This window comes from Arthrobacter sp. 10T419, assembly GCF_056394105.1.
Genome location: NZ_JBFTHF010000005.1, coordinates 97,432 through 113,994, shown reverse-complemented (window position 1 = coordinate 113,994; position 16,563 = coordinate 97,432). Strand labels below are relative to the sequence as shown.

Annotated in this window: 14 protein-coding genes; 6 read left to right on the top strand and 8 right to left on the bottom strand. The window is 68.9% G+C overall.

The genetic code is table 11. The annotated features are described in order from the left end of the window. Positions 1-50: 50 nt before the first annotated feature. Positions 51-725, bottom strand: a complete 675-nt coding sequence (mtrA, locus tag AC1DBD_RS10615; RefSeq protein WP_175321836.1) for an MtrAB system response regulator MtrA — start codon at positions 723-725, stop codon at positions 51-53. Between the two features lie 264 nt (positions 726-989). Between mtrA and AC1DBD_RS10610 the strand changes: the two genes are divergently transcribed. The 6 genes from AC1DBD_RS10610 to AC1DBD_RS10585 are packed head-to-tail and all read left to right on the top strand — an operon-like array spanning position 990 to position 7,266. Beyond that, positions 990-2,282 (top strand): DUF7847 domain-containing protein, encoded by a 1,293-nt coding sequence (locus AC1DBD_RS10610; protein WP_476982066.1) that lies wholly within the window; start codon positions 990-992, stop codon positions 2,280-2,282. Continuing rightward, positions 2,279-2,992, top strand: coding sequence for a DUF4129 domain-containing protein (locus AC1DBD_RS10605; RefSeq protein WP_476982065.1), 714 nt, complete (start codon positions 2,279-2,281; stop codon positions 2,990-2,992). Before AC1DBD_RS10610 ends, AC1DBD_RS10605 begins: the two co-directional genes overlap by 4 nt. Continuing rightward, positions 2,989-4,146, top strand: a complete 1,158-nt coding sequence (locus AC1DBD_RS10600) for a DUF4350 domain-containing protein (protein ID WP_476908550.1) — start codon at positions 2,989-2,991, stop codon at positions 4,144-4,146. Before AC1DBD_RS10605 ends, AC1DBD_RS10600 begins: the two co-directional genes overlap by 4 nt. Further along, a complete protein-coding gene (locus AC1DBD_RS10595; protein WP_476908549.1) occupies positions 4,143-5,243 on the top strand; it encodes an AAA family ATPase in 1,101 nt (366 codons plus the stop codon). Before AC1DBD_RS10600 ends, AC1DBD_RS10595 begins: the two co-directional genes overlap by 4 nt. Positions 5,244-5,246: 3 nt before the next feature. After that, positions 5,247-6,539, top strand: a complete 1,293-nt coding sequence (locus tag AC1DBD_RS10590) for a DUF58 domain-containing protein (RefSeq protein ID WP_476892238.1) — start codon at positions 5,247-5,249, stop codon at positions 6,537-6,539. Between the two features lie 16 nt (positions 6,540-6,555). Then, complete coding sequence (locus tag AC1DBD_RS10585; RefSeq protein WP_441417251.1) at positions 6,556-7,266, top strand: DUF4166 domain-containing protein; 711 nt, start codon at positions 6,556-6,558, stop codon at positions 7,264-7,266. 3 nt (positions 7,267-7,269) lie between these two features. On the opposite strand, the gene AC1DBD_RS10580 is transcribed toward AC1DBD_RS10585, so the two are convergent. The 7 genes from AC1DBD_RS10580 to mnmA all read right to left on the bottom strand — a co-directional run bounded on the left by AC1DBD_RS10580 (position 7,270) and on the right by mnmA (position 16,397). Next, the gene (locus AC1DBD_RS10580) at positions 7,270-8,307 is read right to left on the bottom strand and encodes a uroporphyrinogen decarboxylase/cobalamine-independent methonine synthase family protein (protein ID WP_476982064.1); all 1,038 of its coding nucleotides are present in this window, start codon (positions 8,305-8,307) and stop codon (positions 7,270-7,272) included. A 2-nt stretch (positions 8,308-8,309) separates the two neighbouring features. Beyond that, complete coding sequence (locus tag AC1DBD_RS10575) at positions 8,310-8,732, bottom strand: chorismate mutase (protein ID WP_476982063.1); 423 nt, start codon at positions 8,730-8,732, stop codon at positions 8,310-8,312. A 133-nt stretch (positions 8,733-8,865) separates the two neighbouring features. Further along, entirely contained in the window at positions 8,866-10,581 is a 1,716-nt protein-coding gene (locus AC1DBD_RS10570; RefSeq protein ID WP_476982062.1) for an ABC transporter ATP-binding protein, read from the bottom strand. Then, positions 10,578-11,609: an ABC transporter permease gene (locus tag AC1DBD_RS10565; protein WP_441417247.1), complete on the bottom strand. Its 1,032-nt coding sequence runs from the start codon at positions 11,607-11,609 to the stop codon at positions 10,578-10,580. The genes AC1DBD_RS10570 and AC1DBD_RS10565 overlap by 4 nt, the downstream gene beginning before the upstream one ends. A 1-nt stretch (position 11,610) precedes the next feature. Beyond that, positions 11,611-12,702 carry an ABC transporter permease gene (locus AC1DBD_RS10560; RefSeq protein ID WP_476925265.1) on the bottom strand — a complete coding sequence of 364 codons (1,092 nt, stop codon included), beginning with the start codon at positions 12,700-12,702 and terminating at the stop codon, positions 11,611-11,613. Positions 12,703-12,834: 132 nt separating this feature from the next. Further along, positions 12,835-14,469 carry an ABC transporter substrate-binding protein gene (locus AC1DBD_RS10555; RefSeq protein WP_476892235.1) on the bottom strand — a complete coding sequence of 545 codons (1,635 nt, stop codon included), beginning with the start codon at positions 14,467-14,469 and terminating at the stop codon, positions 12,835-12,837. A gap of 803 nt (positions 14,470-15,272) precedes the next feature. Further along, the gene (gene mnmA, locus AC1DBD_RS10550) at positions 15,273-16,397 is read right to left on the bottom strand and encodes a tRNA 2-thiouridine(34) synthase MnmA (protein WP_476892234.1); all 1,125 of its coding nucleotides are present in this window, start codon (positions 16,395-16,397) and stop codon (positions 15,273-15,275) included. Positions 16,398-16,563: the final 166 nt, after the last annotated feature.

The window sequence follows — 16,563 nt, the reverse complement described above, 5'->3', positions numbered from 1 at the left end:
TCTCCGGGAGCTCAAGCCGGGCAGCGGTCTCCGGCGGGCCGTCCGCCGGCTCAGGAACCTGCTTTGTAGCCGACACCACGGACCGTCAATACAACTTCAGGGGCTTCCGGATCGCGTTCGATCTTCGAGCGCAGCCGCTGGACGTGGACGTTGACCAGGCGGGTGTCCGCCGCGTGGCGGTAGCCCCAGACCTGCTCCAGCAGCAGCTCCCGGGTGAAGACCTGCCAGGGCTTGCGCGCCAGGGCGACCAGCAGGTCGAATTCCAGCGGGGTCAACGAGATCCGCTCGCTGTTGCGGCTGACCACGTGGCCGGCGACGTCAATCGTGACGTCCGCGATGCGCAGCGTCTCCGGGGCCTTCTGGTCGCCGGGACGGAGCCGTGCCCGCACCCGGGCCACAAGTTCGGCGGGCTTGAAAGGTTTGGGAACGTAGTCGTCGGCGCCGGACTCGAGTCCGCGGACCACGTCCGAGGTGTCGGATTTGGCCGTCAGCATGACGATCGGCACATCAGACTCGCCGCGGATCTGGCGGCACACTTCGATGCCGTCAATGCCGGGAAGCATCAGGTCCAGCAGCACCAGGTCCGGCTTGGATGAGCGGAAAACCTCCAGGGCCTGTCCACCGTCCGCGCAGAAGACGGGGTCGAAGCCGTCGTTGCGCAGCACAATACCGATCATCTCGGCCAGCGCCTCGTCATCGTCCACTACCAAAATCCGTGCCTTCATAGGTTATATATTCCCCTATTGAAATGGCTTTGTCGTATTCGGGCAGTCCCCGGCATGGCGCGGGCGATTGCACATGCTGCGGCACCCGGGGTGGTCCCGCCGCTAACTTGGTGCCGCGACTTGGCCCGAATGCTTGCGGCCGGCCGTCGAAACTATAGGCTGGGGGCAAGCCTGGCCCGGACTCACGCCGGGGCACGCGGGCGGCACGGCAACCGGTCCCCGGCCGCGTGCATCCGGTGGGCAATTTTCTTGGGGAGGAAAAGCTTGTCTGAGCAGGAACCTAGCGAACCGCAGCAGTGGGGCGGCCAGCCGCAGTGGGGGCAGCAGCCGCCGGCCCAACAACCCGCATGGGGCACCACCCCGCAGTGGGGCCAGCAGCCGCCGGCCCAACAACCCGCATGGGGCACCACCCCGCAGTGGGGCCAGCAGCCGCAGTGGGGCGCTCCCCAGCCCGGCCCCCGCTTTTCCGGCCCCTACGTCCCCTCCCCTTACGGCCAGCCGCGTTACGTCGCGCCGCCCAAGCCCGGCATTGTGCCGCTGCGTCCCTTGATGTTCGGCGAAATCCTCGACGGCGCATTCCGGACCGTCAGGCGGAATCCCGCGGCCATGCTGGGGGCGGGCGTAATCGCCCAGGCCCTGACGTCTGTCACTTCCGCGCTGGCCCAGACAGGTGCCCTCTTCGGGGGATCAGGCGCACCGTGGCCGGGCAACCTGGGTTCGTCGCAAGCCACGGCGTTCGCCTTTGGCACAGCGGCCGGCGTCGGCGCGCTGTTGTCGCTCCTGACCGTGCTGATTTCGGTGGTCATGCAGGGTGCCATGGCGGTCCCCGTGGCGCGGGCACTGCTGAACAGGCGGACAGGCTTCCGCCAGATGTGGACGCTCGCCCGTTCCCGGACCGGTGCGCTGCTGGGACTCGCAGGCCTGCTGATCCTGGGCGCGGCCGCCGTCGTCGTCCTCGCAGTGGTGGCAACGATGGCCCTGGTTGCGGCCATGGAGCGCGCCGCCGTGCTTGCCTTGGTGCTCCTGTTCATCGGCCTGATGATTGTGCTGCTCTGGCTCGGCATCCGGTTCCTCGTCGCGCCGGCGGCGATTGTGGTGGAGGAGATCGGCACCTTCGCCGGGCTGCGCCGTTCCTGGCAGCTCACGGGCAGGAACTGGTGGCGCATCCTGGGCGTCACCCTGGTGGTGGGGCTGCTCGTCGGGGTTATCACCCAGATTGTCCTTATTCCGGTCAGCCTCCTGGGCAACGCCGTCGGGTTTACCGTCTTCTCCCAGGGCGGCGAGGGTGGGCCCCAGGTGGTCCGGATCCTGGTCGCCGTCGTCGGCACCGCGGTCACCGCGCTGGTGGCCGCCGTGGGCTACGCCTTCCAGACCTCAACCGTTGCCCTGGTCTATCTGGATCTGCGGATGCGCAAGGACGGACTCGATCTGTCCCTGCTGCGGCAGTTGGAGACGGGCAGTGACCCGGAGGGGGTCCCGGGACGGACCGCAGCCATCCGCGGGGACACCTCCACCTGGCAGCAACCTCCCTACGGTCCTCCCCCGGTCCGGCGGTGACGGCGGCCCCCGTCTTCGCCGCCGAGCGCGCGGTGGCGGTGCTGTCGGCCCGGCTGCAGCCGGAACCTCCGGTGCTGCCCGACCGGGACGAAGCGCGCCGCTGGGCGGCGGAGGAGCTCGCGAAGGCACCGTACCGCGAAGCCGAGCCCAGTTGGCTGGACAAGGCACTTGCCGAGTTCGGTCGCTGGCTGCGCTCCCTGTCCGGCGACGGCACCCCCGGCGCCGACGGCGGCTATGCCGTGCCGCTCCTGCTGGTCATCGCCGCCGTGGTCATCGCTGTCGCCGTCGTGGTGGTGCGTCCGCGGCTCAACGCCCGGCGGGCCGCCGCCCAGGACGTGTTCGACGCCGATGCGGCACTAAGCCCTGACGCGCACCGCGAGCGGGCCTCCGCCGCCGCGGCGCGCGGGGACTGGTCCGCCGCCGTCGTCGAGCAGTTTCGCGCCCTCGTGCGCGCGGCGGAGGAGCGCACCGTACTGGATCCGCAACCCGGCCGGACCGCCAGCGAGGTCGCCGCCCGGTTGGGCCGCGCCTTTGGAGCGTACGCCCGCGAACTGGAAGAGGCGGCACTCACTTTTGACGCCGTCCGGTACGGCGGGGCGGACGCCGGATCCCCGGACCACGCGGCGCTCGCCCGGCTCGATGCGGCGCTGGCCGGCACCACCCCGGATTATCGGGGCACCGGCTCGGACGCGCTCGTCAGGCCGCTGTGAAGAGCACAGCGGCGCCGCTGCGCTGGATCCGCCGGCACCGCACCTGGGCCATCCTCGGCGTCGTCTTTGTCGCTGCCCTCGTCCTCACGGCGGTGCTTCAGCTGCAACCCCATGGAGATCGGACCCAGCTGTCCATCCGAAATCCCGCCCCTGAAGGAGCACGCGCCGCCGCGGAAATCCTTGGTCGCCATGGCGTCGTCGTGGAGCAGCGGGACTCTTTCGAGTCGACCATCCAGACGCTTGAAAGCGCCAAACGCGCCGGCGAGCGCACCACCGTCCTGCTCTACGACCGCAACGGCTACCTCGGCCGCGACCAGCTGCAGTACCTGGGCGGCGCGGCGGACCGTCTGGTGGTGATCACACCCCGGCTCAACACGCTGCAAGGCGTCAGCGGCGGGATCGTGCAGGCCGGCGTGGTGCGGGACGGCACCGAGGTACTAGCCCCGGCTTGCGTTATTTCCGACCCCGTCGACGCCGGCACGGTCTCGGCCGCGAATGGCTACCTCTACGACGGAGAAGTGGTCTGTTACGCGCCGCGCGACGGCGGGGGCGGCCTCTACGCCGGCAGCGAGGACGGCCGGACCGTGGTCCTGGGCAGCACCGAAATCCTCAGCAACCGGGCCCTCGCCGAGCAAGGCAACGCCGCTCTGGTGCTGCGGACCCTTGGGGCGGAGCAGCGGCTGGTCTGGTACCTGCCCGGGATCGCCGATGTGCCCGAGGCGAAGAAACCGGTGACCCTCGATGAGCTGGCCGCGCCGTGGACCCACGTCCTGGGGCCCTGGCTGGCGTTCGTGGCGGTGCTGGCAATCTTCTGGCGCGGCCGCAGGCTTGGCCCGCTGGTCTTCGAACCGCTCCCCGTGGTGGTGAAAGCGGTGGAGACGGCTGAAGGTCGGGCCCGCCTCTACCATGACGCCCGCGCCGTGGACCGTGCCGCCGACGTCCTCCGGGCCGGCACGCTGGTGCGGCTGGCCAGGACCCTCCGGCTGGGACCGGACGCCGGGGCCGCGGCCATCATCGACGCGGCTGCCCGGCACCTGGACCGGACTCCGGAAAGCGTCGCCGTTGTCCTCGACGCCGAGCCCCGGGCCGAAGCCGAGCTCGTGCGCTGGGCCCAGCAGCTGGAAAGACTAGAGAAAGAGGTACACGCCCGATGAATGATCAGCCAACCGTCTCCACCGGCCCGGCCGCAACAGCCGCTGCCGGATCCAGCACTGCCGCCCCCTGGCCCGCGCCACGGCCCGCCGCGCAGCAGGCGCCGCAGCAGGCAGCGGGAACCCGCGGCTACCGGGACGCCCGGGACCCGGACCCAGTCCGCCAGGCCCTGCTGGATGTGCGCCAGGAGGTCGCCAAGGCCGTCGTCGGGCAGGACGCCACCGTCACCGGGATGCTGATTGCGCTACTGTCCCGGGGACATGTGTTGATTGAAGGGGTGCCTGGCGTGGCCAAGACCCTGCTGGTGCGCAGCCTCTCCGCGGCCCTCAGCCTCGATACCAAGCGGATCCAGTTCACCCCGGACCTGATGCCCGGCGATGTCACCGGCTCGCTCATCTACGATTCGCGCACCTCGGAGTTCAGCTTCCGCGAGGGCCCCGTTTTCACCAACATCCTGCTCGCGGATGAGATCAACCGGACGCCGCCCAAGACGCAGGCCTCGCTTCTGGAAGCCATGGAGGAGCGGCAGGTGTCGGTTGACGGCGTCTCGCGCCAGCTTCCCGCGCCCTTCATCGTGGCGGCCACGCAAAACCCGGTGGAGTACGAGGGCACCTACCCGCTGCCGGAGGCGCAGCTGGACCGCTTCCTGCTCAAACTGACCATGCCGCTGCCCGGCCGGGAGGATGAAATCGAGGTGATCCGGCGGCACGCGGCCGGCTTCGATCCGCGCAACCTGGCCGCGGCCGGCGTCCGCCCCGTCGCGGGTCCCGCCGAGCTGGAGCAGGCGCGGCAGGCCGTGGCCGCCGTCGAGATCGGTCCCGAAGTCCTGGCCTACATCGTCGACCTCGTCCGCGCCACCCGTTCCGCGCCGTCGTTCCAGCTGGGCGTCTCGCCGCGCGGCGCCGCGGCCCTGCTGAACGGCTCCCGTGCCTGGGCCTGGCTCTCCGGCCGCCGCTTCGTCACCCCGGACGACGTCAAGGCCCTCGCCCTGCCCTGCCTGCGGCACCGGGTGGCCCTGCGCCCCGAGGCGGAGATGGACGGCGTGCACGTCGACGGCGTGCTGGGCAGCATCCTCGCTTCCGTGCCCGTGCCGCGCTGAGCCATGGCGATTTCCGGACGCTTCGTGCTGCTGGCACTGCTTGGCCTGGTCCCCGCCGTGCTCCTGCCCGGCTGGGAGTCCGCAGGGGTTGTCCTCCTGCTGCTGGCCGCCGCCGCGCTGCTCGACCTGGGCCTCGCGGTACCGCTGCGGCACGTCTCGGTGCAGCGCACCGATCCCGGCAGCGTCCCGCTCACGGGGTCGGCGGAGTCCGTCCTGACGGTGGCCAACGCCGGCCGCCGCGCCCTGCACGGCCTGGTCCGGGACGCCTGGCAGCCCTCGGCCGGCGCGCAGAACCCGAACCAGCGCCTGCTCGTACCGGCGGGTGAGCGCCGCCGGATGACCGTCACGCTGCAGCCCACGCGGCGCGGCGAACTGGGCGCCGCGCATGTCACGGTCCGCGCCTTCGGCCCGCTGGGCCTTGCCGCACGGCAACGCACCCTGCCCTGCCCCGGTTCCCTCCGGGTGCTCCCGCCGTTCCACGCGCGGCGGCACCTTCCGTCCAAGCTGCGCCAACTGCGGGAGCTCGACGGCAAGGCGGCGGTCCAGATCCGGGGCGCCGGCACCGAATTCGACTCCCTGCGCGACTACGTCCGCGGCGACGACGTGCGCTCCATCGACTGGCGTGCCACGGCCCGCCGCTCCGCCGTCGTGGTCCGCACCTGGCGGCCGGAGCGCGACCGCCGCGTCGTCATCCTGCTGGATACTTCGCGCACGGCCGCAGCCCGGATCGCGGACGAGCCGCGGCTGGACACCGGCATCGAGGCGGCGCTGCTGCTGGCTGTCCTTGCCGAACGGGGCGGCGACAGGGTGGACTTCCTCGCCTTCGACCGCAGGCTCCGGGCGCGGGCCGGGTCGGCAGCCAAGGGGAACCTGCTGGGACAGCTGGTCCAGGCGATGGTCCCGCTCGACGCCGAACTCATCGAACTCGACTGGTCACAGATCCCGGCCCAGATCCGCTCGGTTTCCGCGCACCGGTCCCTGGTGGTGCTGCTCACCGCGCTCGACGGCGGCGCGCCCGAAGAGGGGCTGCTGCCGATGGCCGCCCTGCTCGCGCAGCAGCACGTGGTGGTGGTGGCCTCGGTCCGCGATCCCATGCTCGGCGAAATGCAGCAGGAGCGTTCGAGCGCCAGCGGGGTGTTCCGGGCCGCGGCGGCCGAGCGGGCCCTGCTGGAACGCGAGGCGGTCAGCGCCCAGCTGCGCCAGGCCGGCGCTGAAGTAGTCGATGCCGAGCCATCCCTGCTGCCGCCGGCGCTGGCGGACGCGTACATTCGATTGAAGGCCGCCGGACGGCTGTGACCCCAAGGAGTATGCCGTGACCAGCTACGAACCCATCTACCAGCTCGGCCTGGGACGCGAATTCTCCCGGCTGCAGCCGGAACTGCAGCAGTACTTCTCGCTCGCCCCGGGCTCCGGGCACTACGGGGTGGGCGAGGGCGTCTTCGACGTCGTCGGCTGCCGGCAGCGCTGGCTGCGGCCGCTGCTGCGGCTCGCGACCGGCGAACAGGCGTTCTTCCCGGAATACGGCGAGGGCATCAGGTTCCGGATCGAGAACCACGCCCATCTGGACCCGTTCGGGCGCTCCAGCCTGACCGCGCGCCGGGAAATTTTCTTCCCGCAGACCACCCGGATCTTCCAAGACACCACCAGCACGGACTCCTCCGGGGGCACCCCGCGGCTGGTTGATTACGTCGGCCGCTACCGCAGGCTGGTCACCGACCTCAATCTGAGCGTCACCCCGGAAGGCCGGCTGCGGGGCGTCTCCGAGGCCTCCCGGCTGTTCCTGGGGCCGCTGCGGATCCCGCTGCCGGACGCCCTGGATGCCAAGGCCTATGCCGAGCAATGGTGGGAGCCGGACGAGGGCCGGCACCGGATCCAGGTCAAGGTGATCCAGCCCCAGATCGGCCTGGTGCTGGTCTACGCCGGGCACTTCGACTACCGGCTTGAGCCTTACCCGGCGGATGCCCTGGCGCCGGGCTACCTGCCGGAGAGGGCCCGGCCCGAGCGTTGGGAAAGCCGCGTCTAGGTCTTAGCCGAGCGCCAGCTGGTTGAGGCCGTCAGCGAGCTGCGTCAGGCGGGTCAGCACCGCCGTCGCGGACGACGGGGTGTGTCCGGCGAGGCCTGCGGAGGGCGTCACCCGCACGGTGCCCAGCGCCGTGGCCGGGAGGCCGAGCTGGCGCCACGGGAGCCAGAGCGTTTCGACGGCCTGGGGCACGCGCGGCAGCGCCGCGGCCGGCTGGTCGACCGGCAGCGCCCCGGCCCAGAAGCGTTTCCCGGACTCCACGGCTGCCGCGATTTGTTCCCACTGGCGGGAGGTCAGTGCACGCAGCGGCACCGCGATCCCGTCGGCACCGGCGGCGAGGATCCGGTCGAAGGGCGCCTCGACTTCAGGCACGGAGACCACGATTTCGGCCGCGCCGGCGGCCCTCAGGGCATCGATGACGAGGCGCCAGGACTCGGTGATTTCAGAACCGGCGACCGCGCGCAGGGTGCGGTAGCCGCTGGAGGTGGGGATGGTGCCGGCCATCACGGCGGCGATGTCCGGTTCGTCGAGCTGCACCACCAGGCCGGCTCCGGGCGCGGCGGCGGCGACCTTGCGCAGGTGGGGGCCCACACCGGCTGCCAGCGAGGCCGCGAGGTCCCGCCGGGCGCCGTGGTCGAGGAGGGCCCGCTCCCCGTTGTGCAGGTGCAGTCCGGCGGCGAGGCTGAGCGGGCCGCGCAGTTGGATCTTGAGCTCCGCGGCCGGCGTGTCCTCGGCCCCGACGACGTCGGCGAGGACGTTGATGTCGGTGGACAGCGCCGAACGGGCCCGCATGAGGTCCTTGCCGGGGCGGTCAACGAGCCGCCAGCCGTAAGGCTGGACGTCGACGGCGAGGCCCTCCAGCAGCGACGCCGTCCGGCCGAGCGCGTCGGAACCCACGCCTCGGTCCGGGAGTTCGGCGAGGAAGGGAACGTGTGGACTGCCGAGCTCGCCGCGGATGATGCGGGCAGCTTCGACCGGGTCCTCCCCCGGCCACGGGCCGAGTGCGGTGGCCGTGACCTGGCCGGGGGAAACGGGTGCGGGCACGGCTACGCCTCGGCGGAAACGCCGGGGTCCGCAGCAGCCGTGGCCCGGTGCGCGGCCGCCTCATGGTCCTCGGCGATGGCCTCATGGTGCCGGATCACCTCGCCGATGATGAAGTTCAGGAATTTTTCCGCGAACGCCGGGTCCAGGTGGGCTTCGGCGGCGAGGCGGCGCAGGCGCGCGATCTGTGCCGTTTCCCGGCCGGGATCCCCCGCGGGAAGCTTGTGCGCGGCCTTGAGGAAGCCGACCTTCTGCGTCGCCTTGAAGCGCTCGGCCAGGAGGAAGACCAGGGTGGCATCGATGTTGTCGATGCTGGAGCGGATGGAGAGCAGTTCCGCCATCACCGCGGGATCCACGTGCCCGGCCAGCGAGCTGGCCGTGGGGTCGTAGGAATCGGCGTCAGGGAGGTGCTGGTTCTGCTTGGTCATTCGTCCAGTCTAGGGGCTGGCACGGAAATCCCGCGGGGTGTTAAGCGGGCATGCCCGCCGTTCGCAGTGAACGGCGGGCATGCCCCTTGGTGCGGCCAGCCCTCGCCCCAGGCGGGGCAGTCGCGGCCGCTTGCTAGGCTCCGAGAACCGCGCGGAACTCCTCACGACGCCGCGCCTGCTCGTCCGGATCCGGGACCGGCAGCGACGCGATGAGCTTCTTGGTGTAGTCGTGCTGCGGGTGCCCCATGACTTGGTTTCCAAGGCCCTGCTCCACCATCTTGCCCTTGTACAGGACACCGACCCAGTGCGAGAGGATGTCCACCACGGCGAGGTCGTGGCTGATGAAGAGGCAGGCGAAACCGAATTCGGCCTGGATGTCCTTGAACAGCTCCAGCACCTTCGCCTGCACCGAAACATCCAGCGCCGACGTCGGCTCATCGGCGATCAGCAGCTTCGGGTTCAGGATCAGTGCCCGCGCCAGCGAGGCGCGCTGGCGCTGGCCGCCGGAGAGCTCGTGCGGGTACCGGTCCGCGTAAGCCGCCGGCAGCTGCACCGATTCGAGCAGCTCCCGGGTCCGCTGGCGTGCCTGCGCCGGCGTCGGCTTGGTGTGGATGATGAGCGGCTCCGCGATGCAGTCACCGATGGTGAGCTGCGGGTTGAACGACGCCGCCGGGTCCTGGAACACGAAGCCGATCTGCTTGCGCAGGGGTTTGAAAGTGCGCTCCTTGAGGTTGAGCATCTCGTAGTCCAGCACCTTGAGGCTGCCGCCCGTGGTTCTGTTCAGGCCCGCGATGGCGCGGCCGATCGTCGTCTTGCCGGAGCCGGACTCGCCGACGAGGCCGAAGACCTCTCCCTCGGACAGGGTGAAGTTCACGCCGTCCACGGCCTTGAACGCCGGGCTGCCCAGCCGGCCGGGGTACTCGATGGTGAGGTTCTTCGCCTCGACCAGTACCTTGCCGCCCTGGTGGGCGCGTTCGGTCATGCCCGCCGAGGCGGAGTTCCGGCCCAAGTGCGGGACGGCGGCCAGCAGCTTCTTCGTGTAGTCCTGCTTCGGTTCCGCAAAGAGCACCCGAGCGCTGGCCTCCTCGACGACGTCGCCCTGGTACATCACGACGACGCGGTCGGCGAGGTCGGCCACGACGCCCATGTTGTGCGTGATCAGCACGATCGAGGTGCCGTACTGGTCGCGCAGGTCGCGCAGCAGTTCCAGGATTTCCGCCTGCACGGTGACGTCCAGTGCGGTGGTCGGCTCGTCAGCGACGATGAGGCCCGGGTTGAGCGCCAGCGCGGCGGCGATGACGACGCGCTGTTTCTGGCCGCCGGAGAACTGGTGCGGGTAATAGTTGACCCGCGTTTCCGGATCCGGGATGCCCACCTTGCGCAGGGCGTCGATGGCGCGAGCCTTGGCCTCCTTGGCGCTGACCCGGCCCGCTCCCCCGTGCCCGGCATGGGCGCGGATGCCCTCGGCGATCTGCCAGCCAACGGTGAAGACCGGATTGAGCGCCGTGGAGGGCTCCTGGAACACCATGGCCACGTCGCGGCCGCGGATTTCCCGCAGCTTCGAGGCGCTGACGCTGATCACGTTGTTGCCGTTGATCAGCACTGCGCCGGAGCTGATCGCCGTCTCCGGCAGCAGCCCCAGGATGGTCTTGGCGGTGACGGTCTTGCCGGAGCCGGACTCGCCGACGATGGCGACGACTTCGCCGGGGTTGACCTCGAGGCTGACATCCTTCACGGCATAGACGTCCCCGGCGTCCGTGGCGAAGGTGACCCTGAGGTGGTCGATGTCCAGCACGGGCCCGGCGCCGCGGTCGTGCTGGTCTGAAACGGAACCGATATTGGTGCTCATGAACTGCTCACTTCTGCTGAGTGCGCTGCCTGGGCGGCGGAACCGGGTCCGCCGGTGCCGGGGCCGGCTTTGCCGGAGGCAGCCTTCTTGCGGCCGCGCAGGCGCGGGTCGTTGAGGTCGTTGATGCTTTCGCCGACCAGGGTCAGCCCCACCACGGTGAGGACAATGGCCAGGCCCGGGAAGACACCGGTCCACCAGATCCCGGAGGTGGTGTCCGCCAGCGCCTTGTTGAGGTCGAAGCCCCATTCGGCGGCCGAAGTCGGTTCGATGCCGAAGCCGAGGAAGCCCAGGCCCGCGAGGGTGAGGATGGCTTCGGAGGCGTTCAGCGTGAAGATCAGCGGCAGGGTGCGGGTGGCGTTCTTGTAGATGTGGCGGGTCATGATCCTGATGTTGGATGCGCCCACCACCTTGGCCGATTCCACGAAGGGTTCGGCCTTGAGCCGGATGGTTTCGGCGCGGATGACGCGGAAGTACTGCGGGATGAAGACCACGGTGATCGAGATCGCCGCGGCCAGGATGCCGCCCCACAGGCTGGAACGCCCGCCGCTGATCACGATTGCCATGACGATGGCGACCAGCAGGGACGGGAACGCGTACACCGCGTCGGCGACGACCACGAGGATCCGGTCAAGCCAGCCGCCGATGTAGCCGCTGACCAGGCCGAGGATGACGCCGATGAAGATCGACATGATGACGGCCACGATGATGACCATGACGGCGGTCTGCGCGCCCCAGACGACCCGGGAGAACACGTCGTAGCCGCCCACGGTGGTGCCGAGCAGGTGCTTCCCGCCGGGTGCCTGCTGGGCGGGGAAGCTGCCGTCGGCGTCGGAGATCTGGGAGAAGCCGAAGGGTGCGATCAACGGTGCGAAGATGGCGGTCAGCAGGAACAGCGAGGTCAGGATCAGCCCGGTGACGAGCATGCCCCGCTGCAGGCCGACGCTCTTGTTGAAGTGGGAGACGACCGGCAGGCGCCGGTACCAGGGGTCCCGGCGGCTTTCTGCGGCAATGGTTGGTTCGATGCTCATGTCAGTACCTCACGCGGGGGTCGATCAGCGCGGCGACGATGTCCACGATGAAGTTGGTCACGGCCACGATCACGGCGAGCAGCACCACGATGCCCTGCACGGCCACGAAGTCGCGGGCCGTCAGGTAGGTCGCCAGCTGGAAGCCGAGGCCTTTCCATTCAAAGGTGGTCTCGGTCAGCACGGCGCCGCCGAGCATGACCGCGATCTGCAGGCCCATCACGGTGATGATCGGGATCAGCGCCGGCTTGTAGGCGTGCTTGGTGACCAGCCGGAATTCGCTGACGCCGCGTGAGCGGCCGGCCTCCACGTAGTCCTTGCCGAGGGTGCCGATCACGTTGGTGCGGACCAGCCGCAGGAAGATGCCGGCCGTCAGCAGCCCAAGGGCGACGGCGGGCAGCACGGCATGCGCGGTGACATCACCGAGTGCGGCCATGTTGCCGCTGCGGACGGCATCGAGCCAGTAGATGCCGGTGGGCGCCTGCAGCGCGGTGAGGGCCAGTTCGGTGGAGGTCTTGGCGCGGCCGGCGACCGGGAGCCAGCCGAGCCAGACCGAGAAGGTCAGCTTGAGCAGCATGCCGGCGAAGAAGACGGGCGTGGCGTAGCAGAGGATCGCGAAGATGCGCAGGACGGCGTCGGCCGCCTTGTCGCGGCGATGCGCGGCGATCATGCCCAGCGGGATACCCACGAGCAGTGCCACGATCAGTGCGTTGATGGACAGTTCCAGCGTTGCCGAACCGTAGGTGGTCAGCATCTCGGAGACCTGGCGGTTGTCCGAGAGCGTGGTGCCGAAGTTGCCGGTGATGAGCTGTCCGAGGTACTCGAAGTACTGCACGAAGATGGGCCGGTCGTAGCCGGCCGCGTGGATGCGCTCCGCCAGTTGTTCCGGCGGGAGCCGCCCGCCGAGGGCGGCCGTGATCGGGTCGCCCGTGATGCGCATCAGGAAAAATACGAGTGTGACCAGGATGAAAATGGTCGGGAAGATCAGCAGGAACCTGATCAGGATGTATTGGCCCAGTCCCCCACCGGACGCCTTCTTCTTTGTTGGCAATAGGCCGTCGGCGTCGCTGGGCGGCGCCTCAATAAGTGTTGTCATTGGTACCTAAATTTGTGTTTCCGTCGGCTTCGTGGGCTTCCGGAATCGGTTGTCCTGCTATCAGCAAGAAAGGCGGGACGCCGCGCAGGCGCCCCGCCTCCTTGGCTGGTCAGGACCGGATGGGGAATGGACCTACTTGGAAATCACACCAAGACGGGTCTTGAAGGACGCATCGAGGGTCTTTTCGACACCCTGGACGTCCTTGCCGGCGACCATGAGCTGGGCGCCCTGCAACAGCGGCAGCGTGGAGAGGTCCTTGGCGACGGCCGTCTGGGCCTCGCCAAGCACCTTTTCGCGCTCGGTCTTGTCAACGGTGGTGAGCTGCTTCTTGATCAGCGCCGTGACGGAGGCGTTCTCGTAGTGGTTCTTGAGGAAGTTGCCCGGGACGAAGAACGGGGTCAGGTAGTTGTCGGCGTCGGAGTAGTCCGGGAACCAGCCGAGCTGGTAGACCGGGTAGACGTCCTTGGTGCGGTCCTTGGAGTAGGTGACCCACTCGGTGGACTGCAGGTCGACCTTGAACAGGCCCGACTTTTCCAGCTGCTCCTTGATCATGGCGTACTCGTCGCCGGAGGACTTGCCGTAGTGGTCCGGGTTGTACTGCAGCTTCAGCGTGACCGGGGCGGTGACGCCGGCGTCGCTGAAGGCCTTCTTGGCCTTGTCCAGGCTGGGCTTGCCGTTGCCGTCGCCGTACATTTCCTTGAGCGGCTTGATGGCGCCGACGAAGCCGTCCGGGACGACGGAGTACGCGGGCAGGTAGGTGCCCTTGTAGACCTGGCTGGCGATCGCGTCGCGGTCGACGATGTCTGCCATCGCCTGGCGGACGGCGAGTGCCTTCTTCGGGTCGGCGTCGGCAGCCTTGGCGCCGAACGGCATGGTGTCGAAGTTGAAGACAATGTAGCGCAGTTCGCCACCGGGGCCCTTGTGAACCTTGACCTTGGAGTCCTTCTCGAGGTCGGCGGCGTCGGTCGCAGTCAGGCTGCGGCCGGCGACGTCGATGTTGCCCTGCTGGACATCGAGCTTGAGGTTGTTGGAGTCCGCGTAGTACTTGATCGTGGCGCTGTCGTTCGCCGGCTTGCCGAGCAGACCCTTGTAGTCAGGGTTGGCCTTGAGGCTGACGAGCTCGTTCTTCTTGTAGCTCTCGATCGTGTACTGGCCGGCGAAAGGCTTGCCCTTGACGATGTCCTCGTCGCTCATCAGCTTGTCGGCGGAGAAGACCTCTTCGTCGACGATCGGACCTGCGTTCGCGGCGAGCACGCCCGGGAAGACCTGGTCGTTGCCTTCCTTGAGCTTGAAGACCACGGTGGAGTCGTCTTTGACTTCCACCGAGGCGAGGTTGCCCAGCAGGGAGGCCGGGCCGTTGTCGTCGTTGATCTTGATGACGCGGTCGATCGAGAACTTCACGTCCGAGGACGTCAGCGCGTGCCCGTTGGCGAACTTGAGGCCGGACTTGAGCTTGACGGTGTATTCCGTGGGGCTCGTGAAGGACGCGGACTCGGCGATGTCCGGGCTGGAGTCAGCCGTTCCGGGCTTCGAGTTCATCAGGAACGGGTAGATCTGGTTCATCACCATGAACGAGCCGGCGTCGTAGGAGCCGGCCGGGTCGAGGGTGACCACCTTGTCCGTGGTGCCGTACGTAATGCTGCCTCCGCCTGCGGCGCTGCCGGAGGACGTTCCGCCGCCGGTAGGGCCGGTGCAGGCCGTCAGTGCAAAGGCGGAAACCCCGGCAAGCGCGATGGCGCTCTGCAGGGCCTTTTTGTTCATTGCCATCTGTGAACTTTCTGTTCGATGAGTACTAGTGCGCAGCCCGAAGTAGCTTGACTCGTTGGGCAGCACCTGTCCTGATTCCTAGATTCAACCAGAAGACCACGGGCGAATCGCTACATCTTGTGAGTTGAGACACAAAATTTACACGAACCGGCGGAAGTTATCGCATTCTTCGGGATTTCGCCCGGATCTTCGGCACCCCGGACTCGGTGCGGCCTGCGGCGGCGGGGGCTCGGGAACGGACATGCCCACCGCCCGGGCCAGGGACTGGGCATATACCCGAAGTGCCCACTCGTGGCCGCGAAGAATGGACATGTCCCGCGCTCTAGCCGGAAGACGAACATGGCCCGCGCTCTGGCCGGAGGACGGGCATGCTCACCGCCGAGGCCCGGGAGTGGACATAATCCCGAAGTGCCCACTCGTGGCAGCGAAGAATGGACATGGCCCGCGCTCGATGCTTGCGCGGGCCGCACGCTAATGAACATGTCCCGCGCTCTTGCCGGAGGACGGGCATGCTCACCGCCGAACCCGGGAGTGGACATAATCCCTAAGTGCCCACTCCTGGCTGCGACGAACGGACATGTCCCGCGCGGGATGCTTGCGCGGGGTGCACGCTAACGAACATGTCCCGCGCCCGAGCCCTGGAGTGGACATATACCCGAAGTGCCCACTCGTGGCCGCGAAGAATGGACATGTCCCGCGCCCGGGCGACGGTTAAAGGCAGGAGCGCCGCAGGCCAATGGCATGCGGCGCTCCTGGATTCGGCGGACCCCCGCCGAAGCGAAGACGCGGCCCGTCGAGGGCGGTTAGAGTGCGGCCCGCTGGAGCGACCGCGCGGCGTCGATGGTGGCCTGGCCAAGGACCCGGCTGCCCTGGTAGAGCACCACGGTCTGGCCGGGGGCGACGCCGCGGAGCGGTTCCGCCAGCGTGACCACCAGGTCGCCGGACCCTCCGGAGTGTTCCATCCGGGCGGTTGCCGGCACCGGGTCCCCGTGGGCGCGGACCTGGGCGTAGCAGTCGAACTCCTCGCCGGTGGCGATCTCCGCAATCGGCAGCCCGGCCCAGGACACCTTGATGCCGCGGATCTCGTCGATCGCGAGCAGGGCCTCGGGGCCGACGACCACCTTGTTCTCCTTGGGGCGGATCTCCAGCACAAAGCGCGGCTTGCCGTCGGCGGCCGGGGTGCCCAGCTTCAGCCCGCGGCGCTGGCCGACGGTGAAGGCGTTGGCGCCCGGGTGTTCGCCGACCTTGGCGCCGGATTCGTCCACGATGTCGCCGGTGGACATCTCGATCTTCTCCGCCAGCCAGCCGGCGGTGTCGCCGTCGGGGATGAAGCAGATGTCGTGGCTGTCGGGCTTGTTGGCCACGGACAGCCCTCGGCGTTCGGCCTCGGCGCGGACCTCGGCCTTGGAGGGGGTGTCCGCGAGCGGGAACATCGAGTGCCGGAGCTGTTCGTGCGTGAGGACGCCGAGCACGTAGCTCTGGTCCTTTGCCCAGTCCGCGGCGCGGTGCAGTTCGGGGTTACCGTCGGCGTCCGTGATCACCTTGGCGTAGTGGCCGGTGCAGACGGCGTCGAAACCCAGCGCGATCGCCTTCTCCAGCAGCGCGGCGAACTTGATCCGCTCGTTGCAGCGCATGCACGGGTTGGGCGTGCGGCCGGCGGCGTATTCGTCGATGAAGTCCTGGACGACGTCTTCCTTGAATCGCTCGGAGAAGTCCCACACGTAGTACGGGATGCCCAGCACGTCGCACGCCCGCCAGGCGTCGCGCGAGTCCTCGATGGTGCAGCAGCCGCGGCTGCCGGTGCGCAGCGTTCCGGGCATGCGTGAGAGGGCGAGGTGGACCCCGACGACGTCGTGGCCGGCCTCGACGGCGCGGGCTGCGGCAACGGCTGAATCGACGCCGCCGCTCATGGCTGCAAGAACTCGCATGCTGGCTTTCTCTAGGAATCGGGAGGTCCGCGGGCAGAGGAATAACACAGCGCCCGCCTACCGATTCTATCGCCACGCCGATTCCTGCCCCAAAAAGGCTTGACGGCAGCCTGCCGCGCTTCTAACGTCAGCGTTAGCGGTTTTAGAACAAGGGCGGCGAAAGCCC